Genomic DNA, 14,987 nt, shown 5'->3' with positions numbered 1-14,987 from the left:
GAATCCCTTATCTATTCGGCAGCAACGGGGGCTGAAGGACCATGTGGCGTATGGGTCTCGCCGGACGCATCCGCATCGCGGCCCTCGCGCCATTTTTCGATGGTGGCATAGAAGACCGGCACGAACAGCAGTGTCAGCAGTGTTGCCGCCAGCATGCCGCCGAATACGGTCGTACCAATGGACTGCCGGCTCGCGGCCCCCGCGCCAGAGGCAATCATCAGCGGTACGACGCCGAGGATGAAGGCGAAGGCGGTCATCAGGATCGGACGGAGGCGAAGGCGACCCGCTTCCATCGCCGCCTCGACGATCGACAGACCTTCGAGCCGTCGCCGCTTGGCGAATTCGACGATCAAAATGGCGTTCTTTGCCGATAGCCCGATCAGCATCACGAAGCCGATCTGCGAATAGACGTCGATCTGCATATGGCGCACCCAGATCGCGAGCAAAGCGCCGAACAGAGCGAGTGGCACGGCTAGCAGCACCATGAATGGCATCGACCAGCTCTCATACTGCGCGGCGAGGATTAGGAAAACGAATACGCTCGCGAGCGCAAACACCATAATCGCGATGGAACCGGCTTTGAGCTCCTGGAACGTAATCCCGGTCCATTCGTAGCTGAAGTCTCGCGGCAGCGCCGTTGCCGCCGCGCGTTCCATGGCAGCGATTGCTTGGCCCGTACTGTAGCCTGGCGCCGGGCCACCATTGATGAGCGCCGACGCATAGTTGTTGTAATGCGGAACCGTTTCCGGTCCGACGATGGGCTTCAAGGTTCCGAGCGTGCTGAGGGGCACCATGCCGCCGGTATCGTTGCGCACGTAGAGCTTGGACAAATCGGATGCATTAGCGCGTGAGGACTTGTCCGCTTGCAACGTGACCCGGAATGTTCGCCCGAACAGATTGAAGTCGTTCACGTAGAGTGAGCCGAGATAGATCTGTAGCGTGTTGAACACGTCCGGCAGGCTGAGCCCCAGAAGCTTCGCCTTCGAACGGTCGAGGTCGTACTTGAATTGCGGCGTTGACGTCGAGAAAGACGAGAACAACTGCTGCGCATCAAGCTCCGGCTGCTTGCGGGCTTCTGCAATCAAAGCCTGTGTCGCATCGTTGAGCGCCTGGCTGCCTCGGCCAGTCAAATCTTCCACCTGGAACTCAAAACCGCCCGTCGTGCCAAGACCCGGGATCGACGGCGGATCAAAGCTCAGCGCAATCGCCTCCGGGATCATCAGCAACTTGGGGCGAACCGCAGCCACGAGATTGGATGCGCTCTGCGACGGTGGCCGCTCGTCCCAGGGCTTCAAGATAGCGAACTCGACCGCCGAGTTCGACTGTGCGGCGTTGGTCAAAAAGTTGAGACCACTAATCGAACCGACGATATCGACGCCCGGCGTTGCCTCCAGAATGTCTCGGACTTTTTTCGCAACCTCGTCGGTGCGTTCGAGCGAAGCTCCATCCGGCAACTGGACGACGACGAAGAAATAGCCCTGGTCTTCGACCGGTAGGAACGTCGAGGGAACGCGCTGGGCGATAAAATACGTTGCGGCCAGGATGCCGGCGAACAGCATCAGCATCACCCAGCGAATACGAATAAGGAAGTGGACCAGATGGGCGTAGCCGTGCGACATGCGGTCGAAACCAGCATTGAACCAACGGAACAGAAAGAACGTCGACGCAGGCTTATGCCGCAGAAACGCTGCTGCCAGCGCCGGACTGAGCGTCAGCGAGTTGAACGCCGACAGACCGACCGAGATCGCAACCGTCAATGCAAACTGGTTATAGAGCCTGCCCGAGACGCCCGGAATGAACGCCACCGGAATGAAGACGGCCATCAGCACGCCGGTTGTCGCGATGATGGGGCCTGTCACCTCAGACATCGCCTTTAGAGCAGCGTCCATCGGCTTCAAACCGTTCTCAAGCTGGCGCTCGACGTTCTCGACCACGACGATGGCGTCGTCGACGACGAGGCCGATTGCGAGCACCATGCCGAGCAGACTCAGCATGTTCAGCGAAAAGCCGAGCGCCTCCATGATGACGAGAGTCGCGATCAACGATACCGGGATCGCGATTGTCGGAATGATCGTCGTGCGCCAGCTTTGCAGGAAGACGTAGACGACGAGCACGACGAGGAACAGTGCCTCGAGCAGCGTGAACACCACGTCATGCATGGCGGCCGAGACGAAGCGCGTCGTGTCGTAGTGCATCGCGTAGGAGATGCCCTTCGGAAACCGTTTCGACAGCTCCTTCATTTTGGCGAGCACGCGCTCTTGCAATTCGAGCGCATTAGAGCCCGGCATCTGAAACACTGCCAGCACCACGGAGGGGTCTTTGCCGAAAAATGCCGTCGAGGAATATTGCAGCGCACCTAGCTCAATCCGCGCCACATCTCGAAGCCGAACGATTGCGCCGGTCGTTGGATTGGCGCGCAATACGATATTGCCGAACTCTTCCGGATTGCTGAGGCGTCCGGTGGCGTTGATCTGCATCTCGAACGGCGTGCCGGGCGGCGCAGGCGATTGTCCGATCTTACCGGCCGCGACCTGGATGTTCTGCTCAGCGACCGCATTCTGAACATCGACCGCCGTAATGTTGAGCTGCGAGAGCTTGTCGGGGTCGAGCCACACGCGCATTGAATAGCGGCGCTCGCCGAAGATCTGCACGTCGCCGACACCCGGCAACCGCTTCAGCGGGTCGACGATCTGGAGATAGGCATAGTTGCTGAGTGTGACGGGATCGACCGAGTGGTCGGGCGACGTCAGGTTGACGATCAGCACGAAATTCGGATTTTGCTTGCGGATCGTAATGCCGGCCTGATTGACGATCGGCGGCAGCTGCGATGCGGCTTCCGAGACGCGGTTCTGCACGTCGACCGCGGCAATGCTGAGCGGATAGCCGACGTCAAAGGTGATCGTGATCGTCGATGAGCCGTCGTTCGAACTCGACGACGACATGTAGGTCATGCCTTCAACGCCATTGATCTGCTGTTCGAGCGGCGTCGTAACGGTATCGGCGACGACTTGCGCGCTGGCACCCGGATAGATCGCGCTCACGACCACCTGTGGCGGCGTAACATCCGGAAGCTGCGAGACCGGCAGCAGGAAATAGCAAATCGCGCCCGCCAGAACCATGATGACGGCGATCGCCGAAGCAAAGATCGGTCGGTGTATAAAGAAGTTGACCATGCGTCGTCCGTGCTGAAGCGCGGGAGCAATCAATCGCTATTGGTCCGGCTCTTCTCCCCCAAAGCCCGAGACGCTTTTAAAAACCTAAGTGACCATTATCTCAAGCGCGTATTCGCGCGATTTTGGAGCAAGTTTCCCAAGCGAACTATGAGTTTATCGAAATTACGGAGGATGGCTCCGGATTTCCCAACAATCTCCGTGGCTTCGAATCAGCGTCCGGAAAAGAGCCCGTTCGCCGCCACCAGCGAGCGTGGCGATATGTCATAGCAATAAGCCGGGTCTCGAACCCGCGGCCGCTTTTACTCGCTTTGTGAATTATCCGCGTGGTGACGATCCAAGACGGCAGGTTTGGGCAGCTGCTCGCCGATACCGATGGAAAGCTCCGGGCACCGAATTTGGCACGCCAACTGGATCGTCGCCGCGGGGCAATCGCGTCAATGAAGGTCGGGCGCTTCGTTGTGCGTTCGCGCAACCTCTTTTTCGAGATCGGCGAGATCCAGGAACTGATCCGCCTGACGGCGCAGCTCGTCGGCAATCATGGGAGGCTGTGTCTGCAATGTGGAGACAACGCTCACCCGTTTGCCCATCTGTTGGAGAGCTGCGACGAGACTCCGGAAATCTCCGTCGCCGGAAAAAATGACGATATGATCGAGATTCTGCGCAAGCCGCATGGCATCGACGGCCAACTCGATATCCATATTGCCTTTGATTTTGCGCCGACCCGAGCCGTCCACAAACTCTTTCGACGGCTTCGTGACCATCGAAAACCCGTTGTAATCAAGCCAATCGACCAGCGGGCGGATAGAGGAATATTCCTGGTCGTCGGCCAGCGCCGTGTAATACAGCGCCCTCACCAAGAGAACCTTGCCGCGGAAAAGCCGGAGCAATCTTTTGTAATCAATATCGAAGCCCAACGATTTTGCTGTCGCGTAGAGATTGGCGCCATCAATAAATAAAGCTACCCGCTCAGTCGGATAGAAATTCATTCGCGCCTTCCAGATAAAAATGCGGTCGGGATCGAGTGCCAGATATTTTGAGTAGCAGACCAGAATGTCAATCCATCTGAGCTTTCTACCGACGCTATTATAGCCTAATTCACGCGATCTGTGTCTGATACTCTCGAACAGAGCGCCTTTGCATATAATCAGTATGCGTCATTGTTAATCGCAGATGAACGAACGAAATTTCCGACGCTAAACAAAGGAGGCCCTCTGCGATTGGGACGTAGACTCCGCATCGACCGGAGCGCCTGATCGCTCATTTCGGCTCAGAAGTCCGCGCGTGCACTGCATCAAGGTGTCGACCGCGCCGCGCCTGCATTCAAGGCGCCTGCGCCTCAAGAGACTGCACCGCGTCCCTCTCATGTTCAAACATCAGGATGACTGAGCGGAATCGGCGTGCTACCCACCGCCCGCAACCCGGCATCAAGTCGACGTCCCGTCGCATTTTGGCGCCACGTCAGGCGTCCGCGGGGCTTGGTCGGGAAAATCAATTCAGGGAATAAGCGATGTCCACATCAGAGCGCGGAACGCAGACGCTGGCGTCGCGCCAGGACGAACCGTCCGAGCCGCTATCGATCTCTTTCTTCGAATTCGTCTGTCTCTGCGCGTGCCTCATGGCCATGACGGCGCTCGCCATCGACATCATGCTACCGGCCCTTCCCGAGATCGCCTCATCATTTGGCGTCGCCAGCGAAAATGACCGGCAACTTATCGTAGTTCTTTATATGGCTGGTTTCGCCGTCGGGCAGATTTTCTTCGGTCCGCTTTCGGATCATTATGGCCGCAAGCCGATGTTGCTTCTTGGACTTGCCGTTTTCATCCTCGGCACGATCGCGGCTCTGTGGGCCAAGTCATTCGAGATGCTGTTGGCGGCACGCCTCATTCAAGGCGTCGGCGCGGCTTCGCCCCGCATCATCGCTATCGCGGTGATTCGCGATCTCTACGCCGGCCGGCAGATGGCTCGCGTGATGTCGTTCGCGATGATGGTGTTCATCACCATTCCAGTTCTCGCACCGTCGGTCGGGCAGGCGCTCGTCCATGTCGGCAATTGGCATTGGATCTTCATCGTGCTTTTCGTGATGGCCGTCGGCGCTGCAATCTGGTCCGGCCTGCGGCTGCCCGAAACGGCACGTCCCGCGCTGGGCGTCGAACGGCCATTGACGTTGGTCCAAGCGCTGCTGGCCGCGCTTTTGAACCCTCTGACGGCTGGCTACGGCGCGGCTGGCGGCTTCATGTTCGGGTGTCTGCTTGCCTATGTGGCGAGCGCCCAGCAGGTGTTCGTTGACGTATTCGGCATCGGCGATGAGTTCCCCATCGTCTTCGGCGCTATCGCGTCAGCGATTGCCGTTGCGTCGTTCGTCAACGCACGGTTGGTCGGCCGCCTCGGCATGCGCCGCGTCTCGCATACAGCGCTGGTCGGATTTATCGCCGTGTCCTTGTTGCTCGCTGCCGCATCGGCGTTCGGCACGGCAGGTTTCGCGACGTTCGCTCTTGCCGTCGGATTGAGCTTTTTTCTCTTTGGTCTGATCGCGCCGAACTTCAACGCGATCGCCATGGAGCCTCAAGGACATAACGCCGGCATGGCCTCGTCCGTTATTGGGGCGCTCGGTACGGCAATCGGTGCGCTTGCTGGCGGTCTGGTCGCAAGATCCTTCGACGGCTCGATCTTCCCGATCTCTGCTGGATTCGCCATCTGCAGTCTCATCGCGGGTGTGCTCGTTCTGAGCGTCGAAGGGTTCTCCGGCATGTTTGGTCGCAACCGGGCGGCGTGAGGGTGCGCCTAAAATTTCTGTAACGCACGCCAGAATGCGTCTGCGGGCTTGGCCTCGTATGCTGTCCTGTACTACATGCTGGCGCGAACGAGGTTTATGCTGTTGGCCAAATTCGCGAGCTGCGAGGCGAGACGAGCATGAGAATTCTGCTGCTTGAAGACGATCAGAACACCGCAGCGTACATTTTGAAAGGCCTCGAAGAAGAAGGCCATACCGTCGATCATCTGGCGGATGGTCGCGACGCGGTCGCTCAGGCCGTCTCGGAAAATTACGACGTCATCATCCTGGATCGCATGCTTCCGAGCCTTGATGGCTTGGCGATCATCAAGACCATCCGCAGCGCCGGCCGTGGCGTACCGGTTCTGTTTTTGACGGCCCTCGGCGGCGTCGATGATCGCGTCGAAGGCCTGGACGCCGGCGCCGACGATTATCTGGTGAAGCCCTTCGCCTTCTCCGAGCTTCTCGCGCGCGTCAACGCGCTGGCCCGTCGTCCGCATACGAAGGGCGAGGAAACGCGGCTCAAGGTCGGCGATCTTGAAATCGATCTCGTCAGTCGAAAGGTGACGCGCGGTGGCGATCTCATCGATTTGCAGCCACGCGAATTTCGCCTCCTTGAGGTTTTGATGCGAAATCGTGGTCGTGTCGTGACGCGCACCATGCTGCTTGAACGTGTCTGGAGCTTCCACTTCGATCCGAAAACGAGCGTCGTCGAAACGCATATTTCGCGCCTCAGGGCGAAGATCGATAAGCCCTACCGCAAAGAATTGATCCATACCATCCGCGGGAGCGGCTACACGGTCCATGACGGTTCGTGATCTTCTGAAGCGTACGCCGTTTCGCTTGGCGGCAACATTTTCGCTGTTTTTCATCACGACGATCCTGGCGCTTTTCACCGTCGTCTATCTCGTTGCAAGCGCGCGCCTCGTCGCCGACATTCGCGATCGCGTCGAGACCACACTCGATTCTCTCGCAGCTCTTGATGGCGAGCGCACATTTGATGATCTTGTCGGCCTCGTCGCGAGCGAAAGTGAATCGGTGCGCGATCCCGATTTCATCATGGAGCTTGTCGACAAGAAGGGGAATTTTCTCGCCGGCAACGTTCGCGGCGTCAAAGATTCGAACCAATGGATGACGCTGAAGCGCTCAGACCTTTTCCTCACTCTGGATCGCGGCGAACCGGATGACGAGTTCCTGGCGATCTGGCGGCCGCTGGTCAAAGGCAAACTGCTGGTCGGAAGCGACAACAGCGAAGTCAAGCAGATGAAATCGTTTCTGCAAAAGCTGCTCGGCTACGGTCTGCTTGCAGCTTTCCTGGCTATTGCGCTGTGTGCGACTTATTTCGCGCGTGAAACACAGCATCGCATCGACGCTTTCGCGCGTCCGCTTGCGCGCGTATCGATGGGCGAGGTCACGGCCCGCGTTCCGACATCCGGCCAGCAGGATGATATCGATCAGGTCGCGATGCAGGTAAACGGGATGCTCGGAAATCTGCAGCGGCTGATTGAAAATGTGAATCAATCGTCGTCCGACATTGCCCACGATTTGAAAAAGCCGCTCGGGCGATTGCGTCAGCGCCTTGAGGACGCCAGCCGCGGCGCGGGCGATAAAGCGGAATTTCAGGGTGCAATAGACAGCGCGCTCGACGATATCGACTCGATCTCCGAAACGTTCGACGCGCTTTTACGCATCACACAGATTGAGGCTGGCGCTCGCAAATCTCGCTTCGTCACGCTCGATCTGGCGCAAGTGCTGGCTGACGTCCGCGATGTCTACGACATCGTGGCCGAAGATGCCGGCGATCGGCTCGCATATACGTCGGCGTGCTCTGGTCCGGCGCATGTCCGTGGTGATCGCGAGCTTCTCGTGCAGCTCTTTGCCAATCTCATCGAGAATTCCATCCGCCATTGCCCGCCCGGCACAGAGATAGCAATTCATCTGACGTCGGAACCTGGCGCGTTTGTCGTGAACGTCTCCGACACCGGCCCTGGCATTCCGGAGCACGAGCGCGAAAATGTCTTCCGCCGCCTCTATCGCCTTGAACGGGCGCGATCGACGGATGGCAGTGGTTTAGGGCTCAGCCTTGTCGCCGCGATCGTGGAACTGCACGGCGCAAAAATCGATCTGTTGGACAATGCGCCAGGGCTTCGGGCCGAAGTGCGATTTCCTATAGCGTCCTGAGTGCGGAGAGCGAACGCTAAAATTAAAATCGGACGGCGCATCTCCCCCATGCGCCGTCCGACATCTCCCCGGCTCATCCAGTTGTCCGACTGTCGTCAGCTGGTGAGTTCGGTCTTCAGCGCATCAAAAAGCTTCGCCTGCTCTGCGACCAGTTCGCGCTTCTCGTCGCGACGAACGAAGATCTTGAACATCGCCTCTCCCGCCGCGTTGAAGAATTGGATCGAGCGCGATTCGCGCCCCATGAATGGCCGCATCACGAAGGCGATCGACGTGCAGTTCTCGATCTTGATATGGCCGCCGATCGGGCTGTCGCCGTGTAGATTGAAGTACCCCCGCCCGACGGAGCCGGGTGGAACCGGTCCTTCGCATTCGAGCACGATATCTGGCGTGTGCACGATGAAGACCATCGGACCCCACGATGTGAGGGCACCAAGGATTTTCTCGAACGCACTCCCGGGAACGATGGCGCGATGCCCAGCAGGCAGCGCTTCCACCACATCGAACGTGCTCACGCCATACTCGCGCGCTATCTGTTCGAGGATGCCATCCGCATTCTTGGCGAGCCGCTCCCGTAGCGGCTGGCGCGCCGGGGCATCCGATGTCAGAGCTTCGCTCATAATACTTATTCAGCCGCAGCGAGAACGGATTTCGTGCCGTCGGATGCAACTTCCTGGATGACCTCGAAGCCTTCGAATTCAGGGTGTCCGAGATAAAGCTTCTTGGCCGTTCCAGCGCCCGAGTGCGATTTCCGGAATGACTCCGATTTCGTCCAGGCATCGAAGTCGGCGAACGAACGCCACATCGTGTGCGAGGAATAAAGGACATGATCATCTTTGGTCGGACCACGAAGCAGATGGAACGTGATGAAGCCCGGTTCCTTGTGCAGGTTTACCTCGCGTGACAACCAAACTTCTTCAAAATCCTTCTCTGCTCCGTGTTCGACTTTGAAGCGGTTCATTGCGATGTACATGTGATCACCTTCATTGACATGTGAACAGCGGGCCGGGAGCTGGGGTTTGTTGGCGAACCGGCCCGCTGCTTATGATCTCAGAGCGGCGAGACGGGAAGTCAAAAGCTCTAAGACGCATATTAGATCGAAATTCGTGTGACGCGAGAGGCAAGCGCCCACCGCGGGTGAACGCTAAAATTATATACATAAATAGTCAACATTATCCGCATGCGATTTAAGCGTTGAACGCGATGTGACTCGGCAGCATTTGGCCGATGTTGAGAAGATTGCCGTCGTCGTCGATGAAGTGAAATTCGCGCATGCCCCACGGCTTGTCTTCGACGGTCGAAAGGCGTTTCGCACGCCCGTTTTTGAACGCGGCATGCCAATCGTCGACGTCACTCACGCGAATGTAGGCCGAAACGCAGTGCGGCTCGGGAATATGTGTCACGCTGGACATATGAAGCTCAACTGTGCGCCGGCGCAGAATGAGATAATTATGTGCAGCGTTCACAACGCTGAAGCCCTTGCTGGCGTACGTCTCCGAAGCGCGCGCGATGTCTGTCGAAATAAGAACAGGAATTGCCAACGGTACGGCTACGCCAACGTGGTGAAGTTCGTCCGGCAATGTCATCATTGTGTTGCGGCTCCGGTTCCCAGTCTACGGGCGATCGCTGCTGGCAAAACCAACCGCCTACCGTCTCGCGATGCCTCGATCTGCAGTCGACACCCGAACGTGTGACTGAGAAGCTCTTCATTCAAGATGTCGTCCGGTGTACCGCGCCCAACAATTCGGCCGTCGGCCATCAGCACGACGTCATCTGCGAACGCTGCGGCAAGATTGAGATCGTGAATGACAAGCAAAACGGCACGTCCGCTTTGCGCTTGTTTTTTGATAAGGCTCAGAACGTCGCCTTGATGCTTGAGATCGAGACTCGCGGTCGGTTCATCGAGAAGAAGTGCGGCAGTTTCGCCCGGTTCGCGCGGTGCCGTGCCTAACTGGCACAAGGCGCGCGCGATATGCACGCGCTGCTTCTCTCCACCGGAAAGTTCATGCAGCATACGGGCTTCGAAAGCAGCAAGCCCAACGGCGCGAAGAGCTTGGCGCGCGGCCGTCGCAGCTTCCGTGTCGCGAACGCCAAAGCCGGGCACCGTTGCACCCAGCATCACGACTTCAAGAACGGTGAAGGGAAACGACAGGCTGGTCGATTGCACTACGACCGAACGCCGCGATGCAAGACGTGCGACGGAAATATGACGGATATCATCGCCATCAAGTAGAACCGCACCGGCCGTCGGGCACAGTTCGCCCGCCATGACGCGCAACAGCGTCGATTTTCCTGCGCCATTCGGACCGATAATCGCCGTCAAGCGGCCTGGCGCGATGGCTAGAGAAGCATCGGAAAGAAGCGCCTTAGGGCCACGTTTGACCGTGATGTTGCGGGCTTCAAGCATGACGTCACTCCAATCCTCGCACGCCGCGCCGCAGAACGAGATGAAGGAAGACCGGCGCGCCGATGAATGCCAAAACGATTCCGATCGGCAGTTCCGCGGGTCTTACGATCATCCGCGCAACGATGTCGGCAGCGATTACAAGCGCAGCGCCGAGCACGGCGCTGCCGGGAAGCACGACACGATGATCCGGTCCCGAAATCAAACGCATGACATGCGGCACCACGAGGCCGACAAAGCCGATCACGCCCGCAACGGCAACCGACGCGCCGACCGCCGCCGCCGTCGCGGCAATGACAAGCCGCTTGGTGCGCTCGGTGTCGATGCCGAGATGCATGGCTTCCGCTTCGCCGAGCAGAAACCCGTTGAGACCGCGCGTCAGCCGCGGCACCAAGAGCGCCAGCACGACGGCGAACGGCGTGACGGCAAGAACCTTTTGCCAGCTCGCGCCCGAAAGCGATCCCATCTGCCAAAGTGTCAGATCGCGCAGCTCGCGATCATCGCTGACATAGACGATGACGCCGCTGATCGACGCCGCGAATGCACCGACTGCAATGCCAGCAAGAAGCAGTGTCCCGACCGCAAGCTCCCCGTTGCGCGACGCAATGACGACGAGAATGATGGTCGTGAGCAAGCCTCCGAAAAACGCTGCAATCGGCAACGCATAAATTCCAAGGGGCGCTACGATGGATGCTGCGATGCCGTGCCCGAGTACGATCGCCGAGATCGCAAATAGCGCGGCTCCCGACGACACGCCGATCAGGCCCGGATCGGCGAGGGGATTGCGGAACAGGCCCTGCATCATGGCGCCTGATGTCGCTAGCGCCGCGCCGACGAATGCAGCGAGTAACGTCCGCGGCAACCGCAGATCAATGAGCACGAGGCGATCGCGTGTCGCGGCAGCATCCGTCGTCAAGCCAAGCGATGCTTCGAGTGCACGCGGCAATGCCTGAAGCGAAATTCCGGTTGGCCCGATGGCGAGTGAAAGTACTGCGACCACCACGAGTACAGTCGCGAGCGCCAAAAAAACTTTACCACGTGATGGTCTGACGGTCGCTCCTACCCAGGCAAGCTTGGTATCGAATGTCGTCACGGCGTTGCGGCCGCGTGACCGCCCTCTGTGTAAATCGCCTTCATCAGGTCGCGCGCGGCCGAAGGGGCTCGGGGTCCGAAGCCAAGCAGATATAGCCCATCCATTGCGACGAGGCTCTTTGTTTTGGCAGCAGGTGATTGGCTCAGGCCTGGGAGTGACAACGCTTGGCTCGCATTGTGATCGTCCGTCGTGCCTCGACGCATCATCACGACGACGTCTGGCGCAAATTCCGTCAATTGCTCGTCGCTGACCGGTTTGAAACCGTTTACTCCCGCCGCCGCGTTGTCGACGCCGGCGAGCTGCAAAATGGAATCGGCAGATGTGCCGGCGCCGGCCACTGTTGCGCGGCCGTTTTGAATGGCGAGAATGAACAGCGCTTTCTTGAGGGTTTTGATCTGCTTTCGATCATTCTCGAGCGCTGCGAACTCAGACTCAACCTTCGACGCCAGCGCCTTCGCTGCATCATCGGCGCCAACCACGCTTCCGATATGGCGGATCTTGGCGGGGACGCCCTCCGCCGACGGCTTGTCGGCGATGTCGACGTAACGGACGCCGCTGCTCTTCAATGCGTTGACGACTTCTGGCGGCCCGGCGCCATCTGAGGCGATGATCAGCGTCGGACTGACGGACAGAGTGCCTTCCGCCGAAAGCGCGCGCATATATCCGACAGATTTCTTCTCCTTCAGAGCCTCGGGCGGAAATTGGCTCGTCACGTCAACGGCGACAATCTTATCCTGCTGGCCAAGGTCATAGAGAATTTCGGTTATGTCGCCGCCAATCGATAAAATGCGCTGCGTTCCGACCGGTGCATCAGCTGCCATCGTGCGATGAGAGAACGACGGCGTGGCCGCAGCAGCGAGTGCCACGCCAGCCATGATGAAAAGTCGTGTTGCCACGCGCATGTGAACAAGTCCTGTTGATGGGCCGTTGAACAGATTTACTTCGTCAGAATGAGCTTGCCAGTTGATGTGATCCGCAGGCGGTACGCTTGTTCGCGATGAATGAGCACAGCTTCGCGGCCGCCCTTGAGAAGTTCATCCACACGATAGCGGATAGGGGGCTCGCTTACATCCCGATGATGGTCCTCGGGCGCTGGCATGCAAGTCTCAGTGCCGGGTTCGCCTTGTTGCAGAACAGATCCGGCAAACGGCTTTTTGGACGGCATTCTCGCATTCAACGGGACAAGGTTTAAAACAACCATGACGATCTAGGTTTTAGTGCAGATAGACAGCCTGAACGGTCTGCGCTTGCAATTCCGGAGCGTCCGATTCGCTATCGACCCGCGTGCTCGCAAGCTGCATTTGAAGGGCGGCGAGAGAGCGAGCAGCGGATTGTGTCCGCGTCGATGTCTGAGGCTTGTCGAGCGCCAGCATCAATCCGCGTTGAACGCCATGCTCATCGCGCGTGCGCACGGCCTTGAGAAGACCTGCGACGGCAAGCTCATCGGGCGACACATGCTGACAGCCGACGCTGAGGTAGGAAAAACCGATCTTACGTTCAGCGCGAAGCGCCCGAAGCAATGACGTCACGCGTGCGACCAGAAGCGGCCCATCGCCCATTCCAAGATTTTCTTCCGAGATCTTGATGGCGATCTCCCAGGGCTGCGCCGAGCCGCTGGTGTAGACTTCGCAAACTGCGCGAAAGACATCGAGCGTAACGTTCTCGACCGGAGAAAATCCGAGTTCGCTGCGAAGGGGAAATCCGAGCGCATGTCCGGCGCACACATCTTCGCCGTCTTGGGCAAGGGTATTGGGTTTGGAGGTCTTATTCCGCATTGCTGTTCATCCGCGGGTTAGGAAGGAGAGGAGGGCTTGAATGGTCGCGTCGAACTACTCAGCGAGGCGCTGCGACCGGCGAACGTCGCTGGCGGCTATGATGCCGTCTCGTCGGACGTATCTTCCGATAGATCTGACAGCATGCGGTCGAAAGCAGAGACGTGCCCCGTCGCGAAATCCCATATCATTCCGACGGAGGCTGAAAACATCGAAGCGGCGAGCGCAGCGTTGGACGTATCGCATACGTCAAACTGCTCACCGGCGAACTGTGAGCGCTTCATGTGGCTTCTCTCCAAAGTATCGGGGTTCAAGGCCCCGCAAATGGCAGATGCGCCATTAAGCTAATGTATACTTATGGAGTCAAGTTTAATGTTTGAGCATTCTCTGATGCTGCCGGCTCTTGCGGCTGTTGCTCGATGCGCTCGTGGATCATGCGATGAACGAACGCCAGCTTGTCGTAGGCAGGCTCGGGAATGACGAATGGATAGAAATCGTCATGCCCCATGCTTCGGCTGAGGCTGTTCATGGCGATGGTGAGCGGAATCCACCGCGCCATCAGCGCCCCGAACGTCACGCTGGAATAAATATCGTCTCGAATGTCGAGGCGAAGGCCATGTCCTTCCATGCCTTCCGCAGCAGCGGTATCGAGCGCATCGACCATATGAAGATAATGCGCCCACGTCTCGGCCCAATCTTCCCAAGGGTGGGCGCTGGCATAGGCTGACACATATTGCTCTTGCCAATCGGCCGCTGGACCGTTGGCGTGGTGGCGGGCGAGTGCTGCATCATAATCGTCACGTTCGTCGCCAAAGATTTCGCGAAACTCTTCAAGTCGTCCCGCTTCTTCGACGAGCACCATCCAATAGTAATGGCCGCTTTCGTGGCGAAGATGGCCAAGCAGCGAGCGATAAGGCTCATCGAACTGCTGGCGCTGCCGTTCCCGTTCGACCGCATCAGCTTCGCTGACGTCAATGGTTACGACGCCATCGAGATGACCCGTCAGCGCATTGCGGACGAAGTCGAATGTCAGCGGGCCTTTTGTCGAAGCTGAGCCGTCAAACGGCAGACCGAACCGCAACAGCGAATACACCAGACGCTTCTTGGCGTGCTCGATCGCGCGCCAAGCGAGCAGGCTGCCGGGTTCGGAGAGATTGGGAATGATGCGATTGAGGTCGCAGGCCTTGCAGAAGATATGGCTTTCACTGTCGGGCGTCAGCCAATTGCAAACGCCGAATTCGGCATTGGCACAGTAGCGCAGCGCAACGTCGTCTGGACCGGCATTGAGCTTGCGGAAGATTGGAACGTCAGGTGTGGTTTCGCTTAAGCCCGCATCCGCGATCGCCACGATCGCCTGCTCGGCGCTATCGAAGCCAAGCGTGCTGCCGCACTTCACGCACGTCACGTTCTCGAAATAAACGGTGTTTCCGCAGTTCGCGCAGGCAAAATTCTTCATTCTGGCGACCGCCAACTCCTGAAGGGGAATGTTTGCCTTTCCGGCATGGCACCAAAGCACTCGGCGGCGACGTCACGGCTTCCGTTCAAGCGATTTTGCGGATAAGTCACGCCGTTGCCTTCATAAAACGCAAGGGGCCGC

The 14,987-nt window shown here is 58.5% G+C and carries 15 protein-coding genes; 3 read left to right on the top strand and 12 right to left on the bottom strand.

Features of this window, described 5'->3' with window-relative positions:
* Positions 1 to 11: 11 nt before the first annotated feature.
* A complete protein-coding gene (locus ACLB1Z_RS20150) occupies positions 12 to 3,173 on the bottom strand; it encodes an efflux RND transporter permease subunit (protein ID WP_409561432.1) in 3,162 nt (1,053 codons plus the stop codon).
* A 434-nt stretch (positions 3,174 to 3,607) separates the two neighbouring features.
* On the bottom strand, positions 3,608 to 4,159 hold the full coding sequence (locus ACLB1Z_RS20145) for an NYN domain-containing protein (protein ID WP_409561431.1): 552 nt from the start codon (positions 4,157 to 4,159) through the stop codon (positions 3,608 to 3,610).
* Between the two features lie 521 nt (positions 4,160 to 4,680).
* Between ACLB1Z_RS20145 and ACLB1Z_RS20140 the strand changes: the two genes are divergently transcribed.
* From ACLB1Z_RS20140 to ACLB1Z_RS20130, 3 genes are all read left to right on the top strand, one after another.
* Entirely contained in the window at positions 4,681 to 5,946 is a 1,266-nt protein-coding gene (locus ACLB1Z_RS20140) for a multidrug effflux MFS transporter (protein WP_409561430.1), read from the top strand.
* Between the two features lie 137 nt (positions 5,947 to 6,083).
* On the top strand, positions 6,084 to 6,761 hold the full coding sequence (locus ACLB1Z_RS20135; RefSeq protein WP_409561429.1) for a winged helix-turn-helix domain-containing protein: 678 nt from the start codon (positions 6,084 to 6,086) through the stop codon (positions 6,759 to 6,761).
* A complete protein-coding gene (locus tag ACLB1Z_RS20130) occupies positions 6,748 to 8,124 on the top strand; it encodes an ATP-binding protein (protein WP_409561428.1) in 1,377 nt (458 codons plus the stop codon). The genes ACLB1Z_RS20135 and ACLB1Z_RS20130 overlap by 14 nt, the downstream gene beginning before the upstream one ends.
* Before the next feature lie 95 nt (positions 8,125 to 8,219).
* Here ACLB1Z_RS20130 and hutX read toward each other — a convergent pair whose 3' ends face one another.
* The 10 genes from hutX to ACLB1Z_RS20080 form a co-directional block, all read right to left on the bottom strand.
* The gene (gene hutX / locus ACLB1Z_RS20125) at positions 8,220 to 8,741 is read right to left on the bottom strand and encodes a heme utilization cystosolic carrier protein HutX (protein ID WP_409561427.1); all 522 of its coding nucleotides are present in this window, start codon (positions 8,739 to 8,741) and stop codon (positions 8,220 to 8,222) included.
* A 5-nt stretch (positions 8,742 to 8,746) separates the two neighbouring features.
* Entirely contained in the window at positions 8,747 to 9,094 is a 348-nt protein-coding gene (locus ACLB1Z_RS20120) for an antibiotic biosynthesis monooxygenase family protein (protein WP_409561426.1), read from the bottom strand.
* A 214-nt stretch (positions 9,095 to 9,308) separates the two neighbouring features.
* Positions 9,309 to 9,710 (bottom strand): bleomycin resistance protein, encoded by a 402-nt coding sequence (locus ACLB1Z_RS20115; protein WP_409561425.1) that lies wholly within the window; start codon positions 9,708 to 9,710, stop codon positions 9,309 to 9,311.
* Complete coding sequence (locus ACLB1Z_RS20110) at positions 9,707 to 10,528, bottom strand: heme ABC transporter ATP-binding protein (RefSeq protein ID WP_409561424.1); 822 nt, start codon at positions 10,526 to 10,528, stop codon at positions 9,707 to 9,709. Before ACLB1Z_RS20110 ends, ACLB1Z_RS20115 begins: the two co-directional genes overlap by 4 nt.
* A gap of 4 nt (positions 10,529 to 10,532) precedes the next feature.
* The gene (locus ACLB1Z_RS20105) at positions 10,533 to 11,618 is read right to left on the bottom strand and encodes a FecCD family ABC transporter permease (protein WP_409561423.1); all 1,086 of its coding nucleotides are present in this window, start codon (positions 11,616 to 11,618) and stop codon (positions 10,533 to 10,535) included.
* Positions 11,615 to 12,520 carry a hemin ABC transporter substrate-binding protein gene (locus ACLB1Z_RS20100; RefSeq protein ID WP_409561422.1) on the bottom strand — a complete coding sequence of 302 codons (906 nt, stop codon included), beginning with the start codon at positions 12,518 to 12,520 and terminating at the stop codon, positions 11,615 to 11,617. The genes ACLB1Z_RS20105 and ACLB1Z_RS20100 overlap by 4 nt, the downstream gene beginning before the upstream one ends.
* A gap of 35 nt (positions 12,521 to 12,555) precedes the next feature.
* Entirely contained in the window at positions 12,556 to 12,783 is a 228-nt protein-coding gene (gene hemP / locus ACLB1Z_RS20095; RefSeq protein ID WP_409561421.1) for a hemin uptake protein HemP, read from the bottom strand.
* A 49-nt stretch (positions 12,784 to 12,832) separates the two neighbouring features.
* Positions 12,833 to 13,393, bottom strand: coding sequence for a hypothetical protein (locus tag ACLB1Z_RS20090; RefSeq protein ID WP_409561420.1), 561 nt, complete (start codon positions 13,391 to 13,393; stop codon positions 12,833 to 12,835).
* 95 nt (positions 13,394 to 13,488) lie between these two features.
* Positions 13,489 to 13,674 carry a hypothetical protein gene (locus ACLB1Z_RS20085; RefSeq protein ID WP_409561419.1) on the bottom strand — a complete coding sequence of 62 codons (186 nt, stop codon included), beginning with the start codon at positions 13,672 to 13,674 and terminating at the stop codon, positions 13,489 to 13,491.
* Positions 13,675 to 13,745: 71 nt separating this feature from the next.
* Entirely contained in the window at positions 13,746 to 14,846 is a 1,101-nt protein-coding gene (locus tag ACLB1Z_RS20080; protein ID WP_409561418.1) for a putative zinc-binding metallopeptidase, read from the bottom strand.
* Positions 14,847 to 14,987 lie beyond the last annotated feature (141 nt).

The organism is Hyphomicrobium sp. MC8b (assembly GCF_905067615.1).
Taxonomy (GTDB): Bacteria; Pseudomonadota; Alphaproteobacteria; order Rhizobiales; family Hyphomicrobiaceae; genus Hyphomicrobium_B.
The sequence above is the reverse complement of the archived record's forward strand: the minus strand, read 5'-3'. Positions and strand labels throughout refer to the sequence as shown.

Coding starts and splice junctions, on each gene's coding strand:
- ACLB1Z_RS20150 (WP_409561432.1), bottom strand. CDS start 3,173: ATGGTCAACTTCTTTATACACCGACCGATCTTTGCTTCGGCGATCGCC.
- ACLB1Z_RS20145 (WP_409561431.1), bottom strand. CDS start 4,159: ATGAATTTCTATCCGACTGAGCGGGTAGCTTTATTTATTGATGGCGCC.
- ACLB1Z_RS20140 (WP_409561430.1), top strand. CDS start 4,681: ATGTCCACATCAGAGCGCGGAACGCAGACGCTGGCGTCGCGCCAGGAC.
- ACLB1Z_RS20135 (WP_409561429.1), top strand. CDS start 6,084: ATGAGAATTCTGCTGCTTGAAGACGATCAGAACACCGCAGCGTACATT.
- ACLB1Z_RS20130 (WP_409561428.1), top strand. CDS start 6,748: ATGACGGTTCGTGATCTTCTGAAGCGTACGCCGTTTCGCTTGGCGGCA.
- hutX (WP_409561427.1), bottom strand. CDS start 8,741: ATGAGCGAAGCTCTGACATCGGATGCCCCGGCGCGCCAGCCGCTACGG.
- ACLB1Z_RS20120 (WP_409561426.1), bottom strand. CDS start 9,094: ATGTACATCGCAATGAACCGCTTCAAAGTCGAACACGGAGCAGAGAAG.
- ACLB1Z_RS20115 (WP_409561425.1), bottom strand. CDS start 9,710: ATGATGACATTGCCGGACGAACTTCACCACGTTGGCGTAGCCGTACCG.
- ACLB1Z_RS20110 (WP_409561424.1), bottom strand. CDS start 10,528: ATGCTTGAAGCCCGCAACATCACGGTCAAACGTGGCCCTAAGGCGCTT.
- ACLB1Z_RS20100 (WP_409561422.1), bottom strand. CDS start 12,520: ATGCGCGTGGCAACACGACTTTTCATCATGGCTGGCGTGGCACTCGCT.
- hemP (WP_409561421.1), bottom strand. CDS start 12,783: ATGCCGTCCAAAAAGCCGTTTGCCGGATCTGTTCTGCAACAAGGCGAA.
- ACLB1Z_RS20090 (WP_409561420.1), bottom strand. CDS start 13,393: ATGCGGAATAAGACCTCCAAACCCAATACCCTTGCCCAAGACGGCGAA.
- ACLB1Z_RS20085 (WP_409561419.1), bottom strand. CDS start 13,674: ATGAAGCGCTCACAGTTCGCCGGTGAGCAGTTTGACGTATGCGATACG.
- ACLB1Z_RS20080 (WP_409561418.1), bottom strand. CDS start 14,846: ATGAAGAATTTTGCCTGCGCGAACTGCGGAAACACCGTTTATTTCGAG.